We start from the raw sequence: 20831 nt of genomic DNA, 5'->3' as shown, positions 1-20831 counted from the left end.
ACTGAGAAGCCCTATATGACTACCCAAAATAAAATTCAACCTCGCCAACTTGGTTCTAAAGGTCTAACTGTTTTCCCCCTAGCTCTCGGATGTATGGGTATGTCTGGTGTGTACGGTGCAGCAGACGAAAACGAAAGCATTGCAACTATCCAAGCAGCTCTCGACCACGGGATTACATTACTGGATACTGGCGATTTCTATGGCAGCGGACACAATGAGATGCTAATTGGTCGGGCAATCAAGGATCGTCGAGACAAAGCACTAGTTTCGGTGAAATTCGGCGCTTTACGTACTCCCGATGGCGGATGGATTGGTATAGATACCCGCCCCGCTGCGGTGAAAAACTTTGTCGCTTATAGTCTTACCCGATTGGGAGTAGACCACATTGACATCTACCGCCCGGCTCGATTAGACCCGCAAGTTCCCATCGAAGACACCATCGGCGCGATCGCTGAACTAGTCACAGCTGGCTACATCCGACATATCGGGCTATCGGAAGTGGGAGCGGACACTATCCGCCGCGCCCACGCCATCCACCCCATCAGTGACCTACAAATCGAGTACTCCTTGATTAGCCGTAGCCCTGAGAGCGAGATTTTTCCTGTACTTAAAGAACTTGGTATTGGCGTAACTGCTTATGGTGTGCTTTCACGAGGGCTACTGAGTGGCTCCATTCCTGCCACACAGGGAGACTTCCGTGCCTACTTACCACGCTTCAGCAAAGAAAACCTTGCTCAGAATCAACGCCTGATCGAAGAACTAAAGCAAATTGCCGCCGAGAAAGGAGTTCTTCCTTCGCAGTTGGCTATTGCCTGGGTACTTGCGAAAGGCAGAAATATTGTGCCGATCATCGGCGCACGTAAGCGCACCCAACTTTCCGAATCGTTGGCGGCTCTGGATGTAAATCTATCCCCAGAAGAATTAACCCGTATTGAAGCAGCAATTCCCGCATCTGCGATCGCAGGGACTCGTTATGACGAACATCAGATGCAAATGCTGGACAGCGAACGCTAATGCTATCAACAGCGTAAGCAAAGTACTAGAGGGTTTGTAGTAAGCAGTTTGGTGCTTAGAAAATAAGGACTAAAGTCCTTACTACGAGCCTCTACTTATTTTTCAGCCAGAATCGCGTAAATTTCCCGTTTAACTTGCTCTAAAAGCTCCCGCACCCGATTTATCCGCTCCATATTGCCACTACGAGCAACCTGCACCACCGCAGCAGCTAACTCTGTGGCGGCATTCCGCAACTCAATGAACTCTTGGGGCTTACCTGTAACAAAACTTTTGAAGGTATCCCAAGGAGTATCTGAAGGTTCTTGTTGGGCACGTTCTGCCAATAATTGTTTACCCTCATCCGTAATCGTATAAATCCGCTTGCCCCCTTCCTGTGCGCTCTTGAGATAACCTCCTTCTTCCAGCAATTGGAGTGTTGGATACACCGAGCCAGGACTGAGGCGACGGAAACCACCATAGCGAGTTTCCATCTCTTTAATCAGGTCGTAACCATGACTAGGATGCTCGGATAACAATTCCAGCAGAATGAACTTGATGTCACCCCGACGAGTCCGGTATTCATCTCCCCAACCACGACCAAACATTTCATTATCAAAGCGTTTGTCATGATGTCTACCATGATGCTTGTCATGATGGTTGCCATGTCCAAACCAAGACCTGACAAGCAATGAATCCTCTTCGCTGACTCCCGCCCATGCAGGTGCGCCAAAACGTGACCGAAAATGTCTAAACATAAGTGAATCTCAAATCAACTTTCTCTAATATACGATATATCGGAATATATCGCGATATATCGGAATAGAATTTTGATGAAGATTTGTAACGAAAGCAGCTTCGACTAGCCAAGAGTCTGCACTTGTTCGACAGAAGACTCCAACTATTGCAAAAATGCTTAATCTACGATTAAACGCCGTAGGTTAAGCATTTTTGCTTAACTCTGAAGTAATAGGTGTAACAAAGAGGTCACTCCACAGACAAAACCTTGTATTTTTACATGATTAGGTTTTTTCCGTGCCAACTTACTTAATACATCTGTCTTTATAGATAAAAATATGTATAAATACGAGATATTTGAGTTAATATTTTCTTGAGATCGGTACTAATTACAGATGTGAATATAAGAATTTATTGCTAGTTAAAATTATTAGAACTAATTTTGTAAATTTATAAAATACTTTATTTTTTCTATAGATTGTGAACTTAATTTGGGAATAATAAGTGTGAGAAAAGTTAAAATTATACATAATTTTATAATCGCTTAACTTTTTCTACTAGCATTCGCTGCTAAATAATCTAGATTCCTTTTTTGAACCACAGTAGGGAACTAATCGGGTTCAATCGAAGCTGACTAAGTTCTCTCAAAACTCTCATTGACCCCAACAACAGTTTATTTACACTTGCTTGATTCATATATCCTGTTTAGTTAAGAATCACTTTAGGTTCAATACTATTCGGATAAGATAACCCCGCCTGGATTTAAGGGAGTGAAGAAAAAATATTCTCCCTTTTAAAGAAAGCCAGTGTGTTGCGAACTTTCCTCAATTTATAGAAGCAGTTATCAGCAAAGCTGACTACCAGTTTTCTATTGAAGAAAAGCTGATTAAAGATTTTTGTTTTGGTTGAGATAACAATGTTAGTAATTGACAGTGGTGAACGTGGTAGTGGCAGATAGGACGAGTGTAAAGTTCTCTCTGGATGATTTGCAGGAATTTTTGAGTGTTGCGATCAAAAAAGTGAAATCCCTCATACTTTAGTCGACCGATGAGCTTAAATCGCGGCAATGACTTTGCTAATGGCACAATTGAATGGTGTAAGTTCGACTTGACGAGTGCCTTCATGTCCATAAGTTAAACTCACGCTCAGATAACTATCTGGCTTGTAGGGCAATCGTTCCGCCCATTCAACAGCCACAATTCCTGGTATGACTTCAACACCTTCCCAGTAACTTTCTAAATTTAGGGTTGCAACTTCTTGCGGTTCTAAGCGATATAAATCTAGATGGTAAAGAGGAAAGCGCCCTTCCGTGTACTCATTAATCAGCGTGAAAGTGGGACTGACAATGGGTTCAGCAATTCCTAAACCTTTACCAATGCCTTGAACTAAAGTAGTTTTACCAGCGCCTAAATCACCTTCTAGTAAAATTACGCTCCCCGGTGTCAGGGATTCGCCAAGAGTAATACCCAAGCGTAGCGTCGCTTCTGTATCTGCAAGAAAAATTTTCATAATTTAGGTATTGGGTATTAGTCATTACTAATTAGTCTAAACAAATGACAAATAACAAACTTTCATCTTCCTTAATTTTGAATTTTGAATTTTGAATTTTGAATTCCCCGAAGGGACTGACTTCTACCGTACCACCGCAATAACACTTGTGCGAGTTTCTGCGGATTGTGACGTACAAAACCTATTTCATCTTCATACAAAACGTTAGCTGGAACAATCCGTCGCCCTAGTTGAGTTACGGCTTCTCTATCGAGGAAAACGGGATGGGAGTTTTGTTGGGCGTAGCGGATAAGTGATTGCTCCGAAGGGGATTTTTTGTGTATTAATACAGCATCGAATAGTCGTCTTTCTCCACAAGCAGCATCAATTGCTCTGATGTGATCAGCAACAGTGTAGCCTTCAGTTTCTCCGGGTTGAGTCATGATATTGCAGATATAAATACGGGGGGCATCTGATTGAGCGATCGCATCGGCAATTTCTGGTACTAATAAATTAGGAATTAGGCTTGTATAAAGGCTACCCGGACCAATAATGATGTAATCAGCTTCTTTAATTGCCTTAATCGCTGCTGGCACCGCTGGAGGATTAGCCGGAATGCAGCCAATTTTGACAATTTTACCGCCAGCTTTGGGAATACTAGACTCCCCCTCAATACGACGACCATCGGCTAATTCTGCCCAGAGGCGAACATCACTGAGAGTTGCTGGTAGTACTTGTCCTCGCACCGCTAGGACTTTAGAACTGGCTGCAACTGCTTGTTCTAAATCTCCAGTAATATCACTCATTGCCGTTAAAAACAAATTGCCAAAACTGTGACCAGTTAACCCATCTCCAGCCCGAAAACGGTATTGAAACAATTCTGTTAATAACTTTTCTTCATCAGCTAGTGCAGCCAAACAATTGCGAATATCTCCTGGTGGTAGCACTCCAAACTCTTGACGCAAACGCCCAGAAGATCCACCATCATCGGCGACAGTAACAATTGCAGTAATATTAGCGCTGTAGGTTTTCAGTCCTCTCAACAACGTAGAAAGTCCCGTACCACCACCAATTACCACGATTTTTGGGCCTCGGTACAATCGACGATGGGCCAGTAAGACATCAATGAGTTCCTCTCCGCCTTCTGCTCTTAGTACCTTAGTAATTGAGCCTACAGTGCGAGTTTGCCCCCAAAGCACCAACAGCAAGCCGCCAAGCAGCACCAAAGGCCCACTAATATAGTTCGGTAAGAGGTTGGTGATGACTCCCAAGAAACCTCTAACCAACTCAATCATCCAAAAAATTGGGGTTAGCTTAATCCAAATAGCTAACCCCAAACTCGCCAGCAGTACACCCCCAACACTAATTAACAACCAACGTTTTACCGATAGTCCAGGGGATAACCATTTGAACCACTGGTTAACCCGATAGGAAGTACGAGAGCGCGACTGCTTTTGCAGGGCGTTGAGGGCTTGTCTGAGAAAACCAATTGACATACCTGATTTGGAGCAGTGCTACAAACAATAATTAACAGAAAATTTACACCGCTTGGTTTAAAAGACCAGGCGTGAAACTATTATATTTATCAATCCTATTAGACTAAGAGCAAGTCGTGAACATTGCCAGTATTTCTAGTTAAACAATAACCCTGGCTTGGTAAAAGTGAATTTAATGGAAAAACGAATTTTAGGATTAGATCCAGGACTGGCAATTTTAGGATTTGGGGTAATTAGCTGCACACAAAATCTCAACAAAGTACCAGAGACTACAGTAAATATGCTGGATTTTGGAGTAATTAAAACGTCAGCAGATGTAGAAATGGGACAGCGCTTATGTACCTTGTTTGATGATTTACACACCGTGATGGAGGAATTTCAACCAGATTTAGTGGCGATCGAGAAACTATTCTTCTATCGTATGTCAAGTACTATCCTGGTTGCACAGGCGCGGGGTATAGTCATTTTAGTGTTAGGCCAGCGTCGTCTTCCTTATGTAGAGTTTACTCCGGCTCAAATTAAACAAGCTTTAACAGGCTATGGCAATGCCGATAAGTCAGAAGTGCAAGAAGCGGTGGCGCGGGAGTTGGATTTAGATGAAATTCCTAAGCCAGATGATGCTGCGGATGCTTTGGCTGTGGCTTTGACGGCTTCTTATCAGCTGTAGTTACTGTAAAAAGAGAATAGTTAGTTGAACTGGAGAATAATTAATTGAACTGGAGAATAATTAGTTGAACTGAGAAATAAGCGTTCTATCTATATAATTGATGGCTATGAGGGCGATTGCCTGAACCGATTAACTTTGATTGGGAATGAGCGATCGCTTTTTGCTTGAAGGTTAACTTGTGGTGTGTGGGTAGATGTCGCTAGGCTTAATTTTCTGTAGGTTAGATACTATATTTAAGTGTAACTGTCAACTACCAATGCAATAAAGTCTAAGTTAATCTAGCTTACGTAACTGGGAATAATCATCTAGGTAGCTTAGATTCTAAAATATACTACCACGTGGAATTTCTAACTACTTATAGGGTTGGTCTTAGAGTAAATACTTGCTATGTCTGATTTTCTGCCATCTTGCAGTAGTATATTAATTCGCTAGTCCATAATCTGTCATCTACAGCGATCGCTCATGCCATTCACCAATTTCACAAATCCTTACAAAAATCCAGTTGACATACCAGAGATATACCGTCAGCACATGAACTTCCAGAAGTTATTTAAATCTGATGGTTCTTACGTGCGTCCGGCGGAAGACCCTGTAACAATATGGGCAATCCAGATTTTAGTAGAGGAGTACAGTGTACCACTAGAGGCGATGGAGCTAGAACTGTACGCAGATTTTGCTGAAGGAACTTATCAAGGTGGGCGACGCTACCAAGGTCGGGCGGATGTAGTTGTTTACGATGACCGTTATGCTGACGCTGTAGGTAATTTAGATGTAGCCTTCATTATGCTGGAGGCGATGGAACCTAATAAAAAGCTTGATGGGAAAGACCCAGAAGGTTGGGTAGATCATTTAAATCGACTCAATGCTTACATGAGTGCTTCACCATCTGCTCGTTACGCAATTTTAACCAGTGGTAAGCACACAATAGTCTATCGTCGTGACCTTGACTATCCACGCAAGCTAGAACCAATTGGCGATGCTTTACCCAGTAAGTATGAAAGTTCCCGTGAAGCGGCAAAGCATAGTCGTTATACAGTAGTTCTTAATCCTAATGAGCCGGATGGTATTCAAACAGGACTCATACCACTCAGCCGTGATAGATTTCGTGAGGTTTTAGGAGATACCCGTTCTGGATGCCATTCGATCCTGAGAGATAACGAGGGTTTGCAGCCCCAGGAAGCCGTTGATGCAATGGTTAAATTCTTGTTTGCTAAATGGTACGACGAGCAGGCGACTGTTGATTTGGCCAAGCAAACAGGTGAGTCACGAGCTTACGTATTTAGTATTAATCCTGAAACTGACCCAGAACGCTTATTAGTACAAGTACGAGATACTTTTGAAAAAGCCAAGCAGTGGGAAAGAGATACACTAGCGAAAAAATTTGGTGATGATTTGGGTGTACGCTTGGCTTTTAATGAGGCTGATGTGTTGCAGTTCAAACCTTATACCACAATGCAAATTGTTGAACGGTTGCAGTCTTGGAGTTTGCGAAAATCTTCGGCAGATGTCAAAGGTGGGGTATTTGAAGACTTTTTAAGTAAAACTTTCCGTGACGATTTGGGGCAATATTTCACGCCTACGCCAGTAATTAATTTAATGGTGGGGATTTTGCAACCTACAGTAAATGATTATGTTGGCGATCCTGCTTGCGGTTCAGCGCGGATGTTGACGCACGTTTTGGATTATGTGCGTAAGCAGGAGTATGCAAAAGCAATCGCAAATAATGGTGGTAATCCTGAAGGGATTAATCCTGAAGAACCAACGCAAGAGTTTATCAAGTTTCGAGATAATCATTTATTTGGTGCTGAATATTCTCGAAATGTGATGCACGTAGCGCGAGTTAATACTTTAATGAATGGCGCACAATATGCGGATTTAAAGGTAATGGATTCGCTGGAGCGATTGGGTAGCATTACAGGAGGAATTACAGAGGGGCTTCCAGAACGTCCTGGGTTTTATCTGCGAGGGTTGACGATGATTTTAACTAATCCTCCATTTGGTTCTAAATTAACAAACGAAAGTGTTTTGAAGGATTTTGCTGGACGAGATGGGGTGACAAGGAAGAAGGGCAAGGTTGTTAAAAGTATTCCTCAAGAAGTTGCTTTTTTAAATCGTTGTTTGGAATATCTTGCACCAAATGGAAAGCTAGCAATTGTTTTACCTGATGGAGTGTTGGCAAACAGTTCAATGCAGGATGTTAGAGATTGGATTTTACGCTGGGCTAGATTGAAGGCAATTATCAGCTTACCACAAGCTACATTCGCACCTTATGGTGCGGGTGTGAAAACTAGCGTGGTTGTTCTACAGAAGCGTGAAATACTTTTGACAGCCGAAGGTCAGCTAGAACTTAGTCAGGAAGTTATGGAATTTGATGAAGATTATAAAGTTTACATGGCACGAATTGATGATATTGGTTATGATGCTGCGGGGCGTATGTCTATAGCTGAAAATCATGCTCATGAACCACCAGAAGTACAAGAGAAAATAGTGGATTTTGATAAAAATCTAGGCTGGTAATTATTAAAGGAATAGATTTAGTTATAACTTATGGTTTCAACTATAATTTCAATCAATATAATAAAAAAAGGGCGGTTTATTGCTGAACAATTTTTACTACCAGATAAAGTACTAATTGAAAAAATTAATAAAGGCAAGTTTACACTGAAAACTATCTCTAAAATAGGTAAAGTGAGAGGAGGTAAAAGATTACCCTCAAATAGTAGATACGTTTTGGAAGGAATACGAATACCTTATGTTCGTAGTACAGACATCAAGGAATTGAGAGTAGATTTTAAAAATGTTGTTTTTATTTCACCTGAACAAGAGAAATTTATACTTCGCTATCCGCTTAAATATCTTGATGTAGTAATTTCTATTGCGGGAACTATTGGTACAGTAGGTTTGATAGACGAATATATTGATCCATGCTATTTTAATGAAAATTTAGCAAGAATAACAGAAATTAACGAGCTAAATCCTTTATATCTTGCAGTTTATCTTAATTCTAAATTTGGGCAGGCATATATAAAATATTTTACAGGAGGCGCTGTTCAACCAAAATTAAGCCTCGAAAGTATTAACAAAATAGCAGTACCATGTCCTCCGCCTTCTGTTCAAAAATGTATTGCTCAAATAATGCAGAATACTTATGCTACACGACAGAATAAATTAGCTGAAGCAAAACAAATATATAGAAAAATTGAGCAATATATTTTGGGAGAATTAGGAATTGACCTTACTAAGCTTCAAAGTCAACATCGATCTATAAAATCTATTAATTCTATTGCTGGCGGTCGATTTGATTTTGAAGCTGTAGTTACTTTGCAAGAAATAAATTTTGGATTAATGAAACCAGTTTTACTCGGAGAAGTTGTTAGCCAAGTTAATCAACGTATCACTCCTGTTGATGAATATGCAAATGAAAATATTAATTATATTGGACTAGGTAATATTGCTTCAAATACTGGTGAATTAATAGATTTTTTCCCAGTTCGAGGAGAGCAAATTCTGAGTTCATCACCAAAATTTGAACCTGGTGACATACTTTTCGGACGTATGCGACCATATCTAAATAAAGTCTGGTTGGCTGAATTTAATGGCGTGTGTTCAGGTGAAGCCGTTGTACTTAGACCTAACAAACAAAAAGTAGATCCTATATTTTTACAGGGACTTCTCTTAAGTCAAATTACTCTTAATCAAGTTGTGCCACTACAGAGTGGTACTTCACTTCCCAGAGTTTCTGCATCAGATGTTCTTAGTATCAAATTACCAATACCTGAAGATTTAAATAAGCAAAGAGAAATTAGTGCTGAAATTTCACGTCGTCGTGCTGAAGGTAAAAGATTGCGTGTAGAAGCCGAAAACTTAGTCACGGAAGCAAAAACTCGCGTTGAGCGCATGATATTGGGAGAAGAAGAGGTGACATGAAGGAGGGCAGCAAGTACCAGCCACTCCTTGAATTTTTGCGTGGCAGTGAGCAAAATGAAATAAATTTATTATTTGCTGAAATTGAAACTTTAATAAATGATGTGTTGCCTGAATCAGCAAGAAATAAACAGGCATGGTGGAGTAACCGCAAACAAGGCTCATCACAAGCTTATGCTTGGATGGAAGCGGGATATCGTGTTGAGAAAGTAGATTTTGATCAGCAACAAGTGACATTTCGTAGACCTCCTGATAAATATCAAGTTGAGCTTCAGGGTGATACTGTTCTGTGGAATGCTGAATTAATCAAAGCACTGCGGCAACACATGGATTTAACACAAGCGGAGTTTGCACAAAGGCTAGGTGTGCGACAAGCAACAGTCAGCCAATGGGAAAAAAGTGTATATGAGCCGACTTTAGCCACATCTAAGTATTTGACTTTAATTGCAAAACAAGCTGGATTCAAAATTTAAACTAAACTTCTTTACATAAGAATACTTTACCGCATATATTGTTTTTTAGTCAAACATTTTATTCGGTAGAGCATGAATATTCAAAACACCGAACCCAAAGCCCTCTTTCTCTCGCCTGACGGTAACGTATACCCTGATAACCTAATTTGCACTGGCATCATCCCCGCAGAACTCGACAGCAGACCGTGCCCCCATTCCCAAGCAGGGCGCTTTCCTGGAATTAAACCCCTCAATCCTGAAGACTCAAACTACACCATCGACAAAGGAAAACCAGGCGACCTCTGCCCAATCTGCGCCAAACAACAACTTGCACACCTTGGACACTGGCAAGGTCACAGAAATCAAATATTCCCTGAAGAACTACTATCACTCCGGTTATTCAAATGCCGGATGTGGCTGTGGCTAGTAGTTCCAGGACTACACGACTATGATGCAACCAAACTTTTACTCCAACAGTGATGCGGCAATGAGGAAGTGTAGAGAAGCGATCGCCCCATCCTTACACCCAGCAGCACCAATAGTAGAAATGCAATTAATGCGATCGCAAAATTATTTAAATCTTGTCAGAAGTCAGCAAACAAGTTTCCGACGCTTCCTGCTGACTCCTGGCTCCTCAGTAACAAGGAGACTCTCATAATGATAGAGCCAATTAGCGATCGTCTATGCGTGAAACAAAGTTGTTCCAAAGGCAGACGTAATGATACTTATCAACAAGCGCTAGATGATTTTGGCATTACACAACTACTATCCCGACTCAGCAATTATTGTGATGCTGAATTCAATGCAACTTGGATACATTTAACAGAACAAGAAATAGACTGCATAGCGGCTCTGCTGATTCAACAGCTAACTGTTAATCTCAAAGGCTCTGTAATTGGCAACTACCTTCATATCCTGAGAACTTGCCAGAGCGAGATAATTTCTGACCTACCTGCAACTGAATTCAAAGCAATCTCCACACCCCAGGCTCTACCGGAGGATTTTCCGCAAAACACTATACCACCCTTATTTTGGTGTGGCGATCGCATTCGTTGGATTCCTGTTGCCGATGAACCTGAAACCAACAGTGGCATAATTATTGGGCGTTTTTTTGCCTATGCTCAACATCAGGCTCAATGGACTTGGAAATACCTAATTTGGTTACACAACTCATCCAATGTAGTTGTAGTTGATACTGCTTGGGAGCAAGATATAGAACCCATCAGCGAGGAGCCAGTTTCATGAGACATCCTCGCCCCTTAACAGAGCGAGAACTCACCCTAATCAACTCATACATCAACTGTAAGTTAGAACTTTCACCCCGTACATTTTATGCAAAGTGGGATGTAGATTACGAGATGATTGCTAAGATTTGTTCTCGCTCTCCTTCAACTGTAAGGCGTTGGTTTAGAAGAGGTTGCAATTATCGCTCACCTAGCAAATGTGACTTACACCATCTTGCATTGATGGATTTTCTTCTAGAGCATTTTGAGGAAATTCCATCTGTAATTTTTGATTTGCTATGTCCCTTAAGTCAAGGTTGATAACTAAAACACAGAAATTGACTTTTGTCAAATAGCCATTGGGCCCTTTTTAGGTTCTCTTTTTCGCATAGGGTAATCACATCACACTTTGCCATATCCCTATCAACTCATTAACCAGGAAATTAGTCTGGTATTTCCCACCAATATCAGCACGATAACAACTTTTGTTATTTGTGCAAATAAAACACAACAGGAGAATGTATGAATCATCAAAGCATTTTTTCTAAAGAATCGAGAGCATTATTACATCGTCCTTGGATAATTGTGCGTATTTTACCAACCACTAAAACATATACCATTGCTCGGTTTTTTAACCGTCAAGATGCTGACGATCACCTTAAACTTTTACGTCGCTTTGTCCCAAAAGCTGTATTTGAAATTATCTTTGAGCCTCCGGAAACAGAATACCAGGGTGATGATACTTAAAATTTAAGTTTAACTCTAAACCAGGATATACATTGATTTATATCCTGGATACATAAAAATACAAAAATATATAAAAATTTAATAATTATGTAATATATGTTTAATTTCTTGTTTTTGCAATTAAATAAAATTCAATTTACTTATTTTCCATGAAAATATATAATTAATTTCATCCCTATTAATTTAGCCTTTAATATAGCAAAATATTTATTCGTTAACTAGTTAACGAATAAATTACATTTTATAAAAGCTTTTATATTTAAGTTAATAACATACCAGTAAACATCGATTATGGCTAAACGTTCCAGGATAACAAATCAGACAACCATTCACAAACGTATAAATGACGGACGTGGTGAAGGTAGAGGGTCAGACTATAAACCCTGGCTACTAATTCAAGATGTACCTTCTCAGGGTCTAGCAACACGGATTAAGGGTTGGAAGACTCAACGAGTCCACCACTTTCTTAGTAACTTAGAACTTAGCTATTTTTATGTACTTGAATGGTCGCCAACTGTTATTGATATTCGCGAGCAGTATCCACTACTACCCTTAGTAGAAACTCTAGCTATTGCTGAAGAGTGTGGCTTCCGTCATCCAACCGATCCAAAAACAAAAGAACCGATTGTCATGACAACGGACTTTTTGATTACGGTTCCTCGGAGTATTGACATAATCGAACAAGCTCGGACAGTTAAAAGCGCAAAAGAATTACAGGAAGAACGAAAGTTAGAAAAGCTAGAAATTGAATGTCGTTACTGGCAAAATAGAAATATACATTGGGGTATTGTTACAGAAGCAGAAATTCCTCAAGTATTGGCTAAAAATGTTGACTGGTTACACCCTTTTTTCAGAACCGAAGATATTTCAGGCTTAACAGACCTCGATATCAGTTATATAGCAACTGCATTGACATTGAGAGTAACTCAAACTCATTCGTCATTAGCTGAGATTGCGGCTGACTGTGATGACAAACTAGGTCAAATTCCTGGGACTAGTCTTTCAATTGTTCGTCATCTAATAGCTAATCGCAAGTGGCAAGTTAATATGAATAAGCCAGTTCAACCTAGTAAGCCTTTATCTCTGCTAAGTGTTCCTTTAGCAGCATCACCTCAGGCAATAAGGAGTGCAGGATGAGTCTCTTCGTAAATATGCTGCTAGAGTGGCAAAATTCAACTAATGAGCCTCACATTGAGCGTGTACTTTGGATTGACCCATCTGGTACAGATGTGGTTACCATTGAGATTATTAACCGAAAAAGTCTCCCAATATGGCAGAAGTGTAAGGAAATAGAAACTGCTATTCTTGCTCAAGAAGTACATATTTTAACAGTTGACCCATATGGAATAATGCTTCGTCCTGAAAGTGTAATTCCTGAGAACCACCAAAAGCACAGGGATCAAGCATGGGAAGTCATTGCTTCATTAGTTGAAAGTGAAAATTTATTTAATCCGCGCGATCGTGGACCACTTGTAGAAGCAGCAGTAAAACGTACAGGACGGACAAAAGCCACGATTTACAGCTACTTACGACGTTACTGGCAAGCAGGACAGACAAAAAATGCTCTCCTTCCTTTATTTGATAAACGTGGTGGTAAAGGGAAGGAGAGAAAGAATGGAGATATCAAACGCGGTCGTCCCAGTAAGCTATCAAAAGCAATAGAGCTACCCTTGGGAGTAAATATTGACTTCCGAATTAAAGAAAAATTTCGTCGTGGCATTAAAGATTTCTATAAAGACCAACAAGGAATAACTTTAAAAGATGCGTTTCAGTTAACCCTAGAAAAACATCTTCATATAGGTTATGAAATCGGGGAAAATGGGAAATTAATTCCTGTGCTACCTCCTGAAAATCAGCAACCTACATTTGCTCAGTTCCGTTATTGGTATGAGAAGGAGCGCGATATTACTCAAGAAAAGATTTCGCGCGAGGGACAGCGACAATTCAATTTACGCCATCGATCTGTGCTTGGTGATTCAACTCAAATGGCATTTGGACCAGGCTCAGTTTACCAAATTGACTCAACTATCGGTGACATTTATCTAGTTAGTTCTCTAGACCGAAGCCGCATTATTGGTCGCCCTGTAATTTATTTTATCATCGATACCTTTAGTCGACTTATCACGGGATTTAGTGTGAGTCTGGAAGGTCCAAGTTGGTTAAGTGCCATGTTAGCACTCGAAAATGTCAGTGCTAATAAGGTGGTATTTTGTCAGGAATATGGCATTTCGATCAATGAAGAAGATTGGCCTAGCCATTACCTTCCGGAAGCAATCCTTGCAGACCGAGGGGAACTCGAAGGTTACAATGCAGACAATCTAGTGAATGCTCTCAATATAAAAGTATCCAATACACCGCCTTACCGAGCCGACTGGAAAGGCATTGTGGAAAGGAATTTCCGTCTTAGTAACGACAAGATGATTCATTGGATGCCTGGGGCAGTCTACCGAAAACGAGAAAGAGGTGAGCGAGACTATCGCCTCGATGCAGTCTTAGACCTCAACCAGTTCCGACAGCTAATTATCTACTGCGTCCTTGACCATAATAAAAACCACCGTATGGACTGGTATCGAATGGACGAGTTCATGATTCAGGAACACGTTGATCCATACCCAATCGAACTTTGGAATTGGGGAATCCGGAATCGGGGTGGTCATTTGCGCCAGATGGCATCTGACATAGTACGTTTAAACCTCTTGCCAACAGATGAAGCTTCTGTTACCTATCAAGGTATCTACTATAAAGGTTTGTACTACACCTGTGAACTAGCTTTGCGAGAACAGTGGTTTGTCAGGGCAAGAGCAAATGGCAGATGGAAGATTTCTATTGCTTATGATATCCGCAGACTTGACATAATTTATCTGCGTCTTCATGACACTCAACATTTAGAACCTTGCCAATTAATCAACACGCAAAACGCATTCCAAGGAAGAGACTGGTATGAGGCAATTGACTATTTTGCATTAAAACAACAAGCTCAAGAAATGGCTAGACCTAGCCAACAACAGGCAAAAGCTGTATTTCATGCCCAGGTAAATAGCATTGTTGCTGAAGCTAAACAGCAAACGGAAGAAGCACTCACTGGTCAAAGTAAGCGATCGCGTACCAAAAATATTAGAGAAAATCGCAAATCAGAGCGTGAAAATGAGCGAGAAACAGGAGCATGGGAGCTAGGAGTAACAAAGGATGCTCAAGACCCAGCGCAAGTAATTCTTCTACCTATACCTTCAGATACTTTATCAGAAGAAGATAACGAAGGCTATGTAGCCCCGCCAAAGCCTATTAATAAATTGCGTCAACTAAGGGAGAGAAAATTAAAACAATGAATTCGAGCGAATTTATACCATCTGTTTTAGTTGGTAAAGGGATTATTGTACCAGCTTCATATCGTGACCCTTTAATTTCTAGTTACCGTAACAATCCATTGATTGAGGCATTACCTCATATCTTCTCGGAAGAAGAAGCGATGATGTGTTTAAGTAACTATCCAACTTACGATCAAGATGAACGCCAATTACCTTCTCACTTACGTTTACATTTAGTGCAAAATGCACTGCAATTCGTGGCACCTCTTCCAACTCATCTGGATTTAGAACAGCGTTTTTCACGGATGATTCGGAGTGGATATCAAGCACGCAATCCTTTAATAGCAGATTTTTGGAGAGAATTTCAAAAGCGAATAGATGGATTGAGTTCTCAAAACATTACTCCAACTCGCTTACGCTCAACAGCCACAGGTTTTACAATTATTGGAATTAGCGGAGTAGGCAAGACAACTGCTGTAGAAGCAATTTTATCTCTCTATCCTCAAGTAATTATTCACAGCCAATATTGTGACCGTAATTTGACTTTGATGCAAATTGTCTGGCTAAAGCTTGATTGCCCTTTTGATGGTTCAATCAAAGGCTTATGTCTGAATTTTTTTCAAGCAGTTGATGACCTGTTAGGAACAAACTATTACAGAAATTTAGCAGGTGGAGGTAGACGCACTGTAGATGAGCTAATTCCAAATATGGCTCGTGTAGCCTCGCTCCACTGTATTGGAGTTTTAGTAATAGATGAAATTCAACACTTAAATGAAGCCAAAAGTGGCGGTTATAAAAAGATGCTTAACTTCTTTGTGCAAGTGGTTAATACCATCGGTATTCCTGTTGTTCTTGTAGGAACTTACAAAGCTATGCCCGTTTTAAGTGGAGAGTTTAGACAAACACGTAGAGCAAGTGGGCAAGGTGATTTAGTATGGGACAGGATGGCAGAAGATGAAGTTTGGGATTTATTTGTTGAATCACTTTGGCGATACCAATATGTTCGGAAACCATGCTCATTAAAGCCAGACTTAAGCCATGTGCTTTATGAAGTAACCCAAGGAATTACTGATTTTGCTGTTAAAGTTTATATGCTGGCGCAAATCCGAGCAATCGTTACAGAAAAAGAGGTGGTGACAGCAAGTATTATTCGGTCAGTTGCTAAGGATAGTCTTCGTTTAGCGCAACCAATTTTGTCAGCTTTACAATCAGGTAATATACAAGCACTTCAAAAGTTCGAAGATGTTCGTCCCCTTGATATCAATGTTTATATAGAAGAAGCTTTAAAGAATTTAAAAGTAGTTGGTAAGATTAATTCCTCTCCTACTATTCAAAAAAGCTTGATGAGTAATCAAGAAGATGAAAACATAGCTTTGAATTCTTATGATATAAAACCAGCAATTAACCAAAAGGATGTAAATGGTGATTCTCAAATTCAAAGCAAGAAGAACCAACGTAAACGTCAGCAAGATTCATTGGATAAAGGTAGTTTGGTAAATATTGCCTCTTTTGGTGTAAACGAGGGGATTACAGTTTATGAAGCATTAAAGCAAAAAGGCTATATCTGTTCTGCTACTGAATATCTTATTTAAGAGGCAGCGCAATGATTGGGTTTTTTCCAGATCCTTACCCCGATGAACTGCTCTACAGTGCCTGTGCTAGATACCAAGAGCGACTTACAAATATATCTAAGGAGTCTGTATGTTATGAGCTTTTTGGCTCAAAAGCCTCTGCTTATATTGATATACCTGGTCATTTGAGTTATCTAATTGCAGTTCTACCACCTGGCCATAGCTATACAATTGACTATTTGATAGATAACCATACTTTATTGCCTCTTTATCTCCCATTCCTAACACAGGAATTAGAGAATCAACTTCGAGATGACATGAAAGGAGAAGATGCCTCAAAAACATACAGGCATTTAGGCTGTTCATCCAATAAGGTTAAATCTCCAGACTGGCTAAAATTTTGCCCTTTGTGTGTTGAGGAAGACAAAAAGAAATTTGGCGAATGTTACTGGCATCGCATACATCAAGTGCCTGGTGTATTTGTTTGCCCTTTACATGAAGTTTTTTTGGAAAACAGCAATGTTCCTATGCGAAATAGGGAAAATCGCTATAACTTTTTCACAGCAGAAAAAGCTGTTAAAGAAAATTATTTTAGTACATCAGATTTATTGACTCCATATTATGCCTATTGTCTTAAGATAGCTCATGATGTTAACTGGTTACTAAATCAGCATCAGATACTACCTAATTCAGAGCTTCTGTATAATCGTTATTTATATTTAGTAATCCAAAACAAATTTTCAACCTATAAAGGTCAACTTTATAAGTTTGATTTCGTCAAAGCTTTTGCCAATTTTTATCCAGAAGGTTACTTAAAATTACTCAATTGTGAAGTTGATGAGAATTGGAAAAGAAATTGGATATATCGACCACTACGACCCAGTGAACGAAGTATCCACCCTTTAAGACATTTACTATTAATTCACTTTTTCGGCTATTCAGTAGAAGAGTTTTTCAATCTTTTCCCAAATTTAAAACCATTTGGTGAAGGGTCTTGGCCCTGTCTTAACCCTACTTGTAAATATTTCCGCCAGTTAAAAATTAAAGAATGTCAGATTACACATAACAATAAAAAGGGAAGAAGACCAATAGGATTATTCAGTTGTAATTGTGGTTTTACCTACACCCGAAAAGGACCAGATTTAGTAGCTGAAGATAAATTTTGTAAATCTACAGTCAAGCTATATGGAGAAGTATGGGAAGAGAGTCTACAAAATTTATGGAAGGATAGCTCAATTAGCAATCATGAACTATCGCGGAAATTGGGTGTTTCTATTCCCACTCTTTATTCTCAGGCAAAGCGTTTAAAACTTGTTAATTCTCATTCAGATTGCGAGAAACCACAGCAAGCTATAGAGCAAATAAGTCAAACAACAGTAAAAAATAGGTTAGAAAATTATCGACAAGAGTTGTTGTCTCTGCTCAACGAAAACCCAGAAAGTGGAAGGAGAGCATTAGCTACAAAGTGTCCTCGTGTTTATGGCTGGCTTCGCAAGCATGATTTTGAATGGCTGGAAGCACATCTGCCACCACCACAGACTAAAACTAAGAAGAAGTTATCATCAAGTCCAGACTGGGCTATTAGAGATTCTCAACTTGCTGATGCTGTAAAAGCTATAGCACTTCAATTCAAAAATATTCCTGGGTCTCCGAAAAGAATCACAAAAAAAGCAATTTGGAGATTACTCAACAAGTCATCTCTTCTAAAATGTCACTTACATGAGTTGCCACTGACTGCCAAAGTTATGAGTGAAGTTATTGAAACTCATGAAGAGTTTTCAATCCGGAAAATTCAATGGGTAGCAGAGTGTTATAGACAGCAAAATGTTCAACCACAAAGACATCAATTTGTCAACAAATTTAGCTCTTCTTATTCTCGCTCCATACCAAACCCAATTTTAGACAAAGCAATTGATGATGCTATGCGCTCTCTTGAGCTAATAAATAATGCTGGCGATGTAAATCCAATAGTTATTGAAGATGATTTGTAACGACAGCAGCATGAGATAAACTTACCAAACAAATAATAAACTATGCTTGGTTATTTTCCTGAGCCATATCCAGATGAATTACTATATAGCATCTGCGCTCGATTTCAATATCGATTAAATTATCCTAGCCAAAGGTTAATAATTCAAGATTTATTTCAAACAAAAAATGCGATCGCAATCTTTGACCTACCAAGCAGGCTTCATAGACTTGTTACCGCCTTACCTCCTGGATGCTGTTATACAGTTGACTATTTCATCCAAAATCACACTCTATTACCTTTTTATAGTCCGTTCTTGCCCCCAGAGAGACTTCAACTTGTTCGGGAGGATATGTGCGGTGATAATGGCTCCAAAATTCATACACGCTTGGGAATTGTGGCTGGATTTATTGAAATGCCTTCTCACCTACGCTTCTGTCCAGTGTGTATGGAAGACGATCGCAAGCAGTTTGGTGAGTGCTACTGGCATCGTCTTCATCAATTACCTGGTGTTGAAGTCTGTTCCACTCATGGAGTTTTTTTAGAGAAAAGTGTTGTATTAACCCACAATCGTAGACGAATATATGAATTTACTTCCGCAGAACAGGCAATTAAAGTAATATCTCCTCGTCCAATAGACCCCTTAAATTCTGGGCACAAAATTCTGTTGAAGATTGCTAGAGACATAGACTGGCTTCTGAATAATTGTCGCTTCGTCCCTGACTTAGAAGCTTTGTATCAAAAATACTTATCTTTAGTAAAAAACAATCCAGAGTTAGTGACTTACACAGGTAGGATTCGTGTTCAGGAATTATTGAGGCTCTTCAAAAATTACTACCCTTCGCAAGTTTTAGATTGGCTGCAATGCCCACTTGATGAGAAAATTCGCGATAACTGGCTTGCTCAATTAGTACGTTTCCCTAAAAGGGTTCATCATCCATTACGGCATCTGCTATTTATTCACTTTTTAGGATACACAGCACAAGAATTTTTTGAGCTAAAAGAAGCACCAAAACCATTCGGTCATGCTCCCTGGCGCTGCCTTAACCCTGTGTGCAAATATTTTAAAAAACCACACATAAAAAATTGCCAGATTACATATAATCAGGAGAATCATAAACCAACAGGTATATTTTCTTGTACCTGTGGTTTTGTTTACTCTAGGATAGGTCCCGATGAATCACCAGAGGATCACTTTCGATTCTCGAAAATCAAGGTATATGGTTCTGTTTGGGAAGAGTATTTAAAAACTTTCTGGGAAGACTCATCACTTACCCTTAAAGAGATTAGTCAACTTTTGGGAGTTGAGGTCAAGACAGTGCTTCGTCAAGCAGATAGGCTAAAGCTTACCTTTCCTCGGCCTAATACTAAGGCTAGAGCAACTGAGTTATGTCCTTCACTTAAGCCTCGTGCATTCACATTTATTCAGGCTCCAGATGTCCTTGAAAGTTGCCGTCAGCAATGGTTAGAGCTAATTGAAGCTAACCCTGAGGTGGGAAGAACACAATTACGAAGTAAAGCACCAGCAATTTATGCTCAGTTATACAAATACGACAAAAATTGGCTTTTGGAGCATTTGCCACCACCAATAACAAACAATGGCACTGTATGTGTGGATTGGAATAGACGAGGTGCTGAAACGGTAGAAGCAGTGAAGATTGCAGCACAGCGCTTAAAGCAAGATGCCAATCGACCAATTTGGATTAGCAAGACAGCGATCGCTAATTCTCTTACTCATCCTGCAAGTGCTTGGGTCAAAAAACATCTCAAAAGGCTACCAAAAACAGCAGAAGTTCTAGCTGAACTGAGCGAAACTAGAGAAGAATTTGCTGCCAGAAGGGTTCAATGGGCAGCGGATTCTTTCCGCCAAGAGAATATTGCTCCCCAGAGGTGGCAATTGGTACGCAGAGCAGGTCTACGTCCACAGACAAGAGAGTTGCGTTTAGTTAAACAGGCGATCGCAACTGCTTTGGACTCTTTCAACCTCTAGTGTACATTTGAGGATGCAGAAGGCTAAAATACTGTGTTCTGGCTCAATTTATCTACAGTTACCCTAGTTTCGATACCCAGATCAGCGTTATAGATTTCAGCAATGCCAACCGGAGTGATGCTAATGTTGTAAAAGCTTCATTTGCAGGCACTGTAGGACTTACAGAAGATATGAAGCACGACCTAGAGCAACGAGGCTCAACTTTTGACGATCACCCTCCAGTTCTAGAGCAAAAATAAGGTGATTGCTTTGGGTTGAAGTTGTAAAACCT

18 protein-coding genes are annotated in these 20831 nt (G+C 40.0%); 15 read left to right on the top strand and 3 right to left on the bottom strand.

What is annotated here, in order from left to right; translation table 11 throughout:
* Positions 1 to 15: 15 nt before the first annotated feature.
* Positions 16 to 1014 (top strand): aldo/keto reductase, encoded by a 999-nt coding sequence (locus HWQ42_RS25680; protein WP_292817048.1) that lies wholly within the window; start codon positions 16 to 18, stop codon positions 1012 to 1014.
* A 95-nt stretch (positions 1015 to 1109) separates the two neighbouring features.
* Here the strand turns inward: HWQ42_RS25680 and HWQ42_RS25675 are convergent, their stop codons facing one another.
* From HWQ42_RS25675 to yvcK, 3 genes are all read right to left on the bottom strand, one after another.
* Entirely contained in the window at positions 1110 to 1748 is a 639-nt protein-coding gene (locus HWQ42_RS25675; RefSeq protein ID WP_292817047.1) for a PadR family transcriptional regulator, read from the bottom strand.
* 1033 nt (positions 1749 to 2781) lie between these two features.
* Entirely contained in the window at positions 2782 to 3237 is a 456-nt protein-coding gene (gene tsaE / locus HWQ42_RS25670) for a tRNA (adenosine(37)-N6)-threonylcarbamoyltransferase complex ATPase subunit type 1 TsaE (protein ID WP_292735393.1), read from the bottom strand.
* Positions 3238 to 3308: 71 nt separating this feature from the next.
* Positions 3309 to 4712 carry a gluconeogenesis factor YvcK family protein gene (gene yvcK / locus HWQ42_RS25665; RefSeq protein ID WP_292817046.1) on the bottom strand — a complete coding sequence of 468 codons (1404 nt, stop codon included), beginning with the start codon at positions 4710 to 4712 and terminating at the stop codon, positions 3309 to 3311.
* 175 nt (positions 4713 to 4887) lie between these two features.
* On the opposite strand from yvcK, the gene ruvC reads away from it, so the two are divergent.
* From ruvC to HWQ42_RS25595, 14 genes are all read left to right on the top strand, one after another.
* Complete coding sequence (ruvC, locus tag HWQ42_RS25660) at positions 4888 to 5379, top strand: crossover junction endodeoxyribonuclease RuvC (RefSeq protein WP_292735399.1); 492 nt, start codon at positions 4888 to 4890, stop codon at positions 5377 to 5379.
* 462 nt (positions 5380 to 5841) lie between these two features.
* Positions 5842 to 7896: an N-6 DNA methylase gene (locus HWQ42_RS25655; protein ID WP_292817045.1), complete on the top strand. Its 2055-nt coding sequence runs from the start codon at positions 5842 to 5844 to the stop codon at positions 7894 to 7896.
* Between the two features lie 30 nt (positions 7897 to 7926).
* Complete coding sequence (locus HWQ42_RS25650; protein ID WP_292817044.1) at positions 7927 to 9306, top strand: restriction endonuclease subunit S; 1380 nt, start codon at positions 7927 to 7929, stop codon at positions 9304 to 9306.
* Complete coding sequence (locus tag HWQ42_RS25645) at positions 9303 to 9776, top strand: helix-turn-helix domain-containing protein (RefSeq protein ID WP_292817043.1); 474 nt, start codon at positions 9303 to 9305, stop codon at positions 9774 to 9776. The genes HWQ42_RS25650 and HWQ42_RS25645 overlap by 4 nt, the downstream gene beginning before the upstream one ends.
* Before the next feature lie 72 nt (positions 9777 to 9848).
* The gene (locus HWQ42_RS25640; RefSeq protein ID WP_292817042.1) at positions 9849 to 10235 is read left to right on the top strand and encodes a hypothetical protein; all 387 of its coding nucleotides are present in this window, start codon (positions 9849 to 9851) and stop codon (positions 10233 to 10235) included.
* A 7-nt stretch (positions 10236 to 10242) separates the two neighbouring features.
* Complete coding sequence (locus tag HWQ42_RS25635; RefSeq protein ID WP_292817041.1) at positions 10243 to 10413, top strand: hypothetical protein; 171 nt, start codon at positions 10243 to 10245, stop codon at positions 10411 to 10413.
* Entirely contained in the window at positions 10413 to 11000 is a 588-nt protein-coding gene (locus tag HWQ42_RS25630) for a hypothetical protein (protein WP_292817040.1), read from the top strand. The genes HWQ42_RS25635 and HWQ42_RS25630 overlap by 1 nt, the downstream gene beginning before the upstream one ends.
* On the top strand, positions 10997 to 11299 hold the full coding sequence (locus HWQ42_RS25625) for a helix-turn-helix domain-containing protein (RefSeq protein WP_292817039.1): 303 nt from the start codon (positions 10997 to 10999) through the stop codon (positions 11297 to 11299). The genes HWQ42_RS25630 and HWQ42_RS25625 overlap by 4 nt, the downstream gene beginning before the upstream one ends.
* Before the next feature lie 201 nt (positions 11300 to 11500).
* Positions 11501 to 11725: a hypothetical protein gene (locus tag HWQ42_RS25620; RefSeq protein WP_292817038.1), complete on the top strand. Its 225-nt coding sequence runs from the start codon at positions 11501 to 11503 to the stop codon at positions 11723 to 11725.
* 291 nt (positions 11726 to 12016) lie between these two features.
* Positions 12017 to 12862, top strand: coding sequence for a TnsA endonuclease N-terminal domain-containing protein (locus HWQ42_RS25615; protein ID WP_292817037.1), 846 nt, complete (start codon positions 12017 to 12019; stop codon positions 12860 to 12862).
* A complete protein-coding gene (locus tag HWQ42_RS25610) occupies positions 12859 to 15051 on the top strand; it encodes a Mu transposase C-terminal domain-containing protein (RefSeq protein WP_292817036.1) in 2193 nt (730 codons plus the stop codon). Before HWQ42_RS25615 ends, HWQ42_RS25610 begins: the two co-directional genes overlap by 4 nt.
* Positions 15048 to 16622 (top strand): ATP-binding protein, encoded by a 1575-nt coding sequence (locus HWQ42_RS25605; protein ID WP_292817035.1) that lies wholly within the window; start codon positions 15048 to 15050, stop codon positions 16620 to 16622. Before HWQ42_RS25610 ends, HWQ42_RS25605 begins: the two co-directional genes overlap by 4 nt.
* A gap of 11 nt (positions 16623 to 16633) precedes the next feature.
* Positions 16634 to 18592, top strand: coding sequence for a TnsD family transposase (locus HWQ42_RS25600; protein WP_292817034.1), 1959 nt, complete (start codon positions 16634 to 16636; stop codon positions 18590 to 18592).
* 42 nt (positions 18593 to 18634) lie between these two features.
* A complete protein-coding gene (locus tag HWQ42_RS25595; protein ID WP_292817033.1) occupies positions 18635 to 20560 on the top strand; it encodes a TnsD family transposase in 1926 nt (641 codons plus the stop codon).
* The last annotated feature ends 271 nt before the right edge of the window (positions 20561 to 20831 follow it).

The organism is Nostoc sp. JL23 (assembly GCF_017115065.1).
GTDB classification, from domain to species: domain Bacteria; phylum Cyanobacteriota; class Cyanobacteriia; order Cyanobacteriales; family Nostocaceae; genus Nostoc; species Nostoc punctiforme_A.
This window is presented reverse-complemented; position numbering and strand designations above follow the sequence as displayed.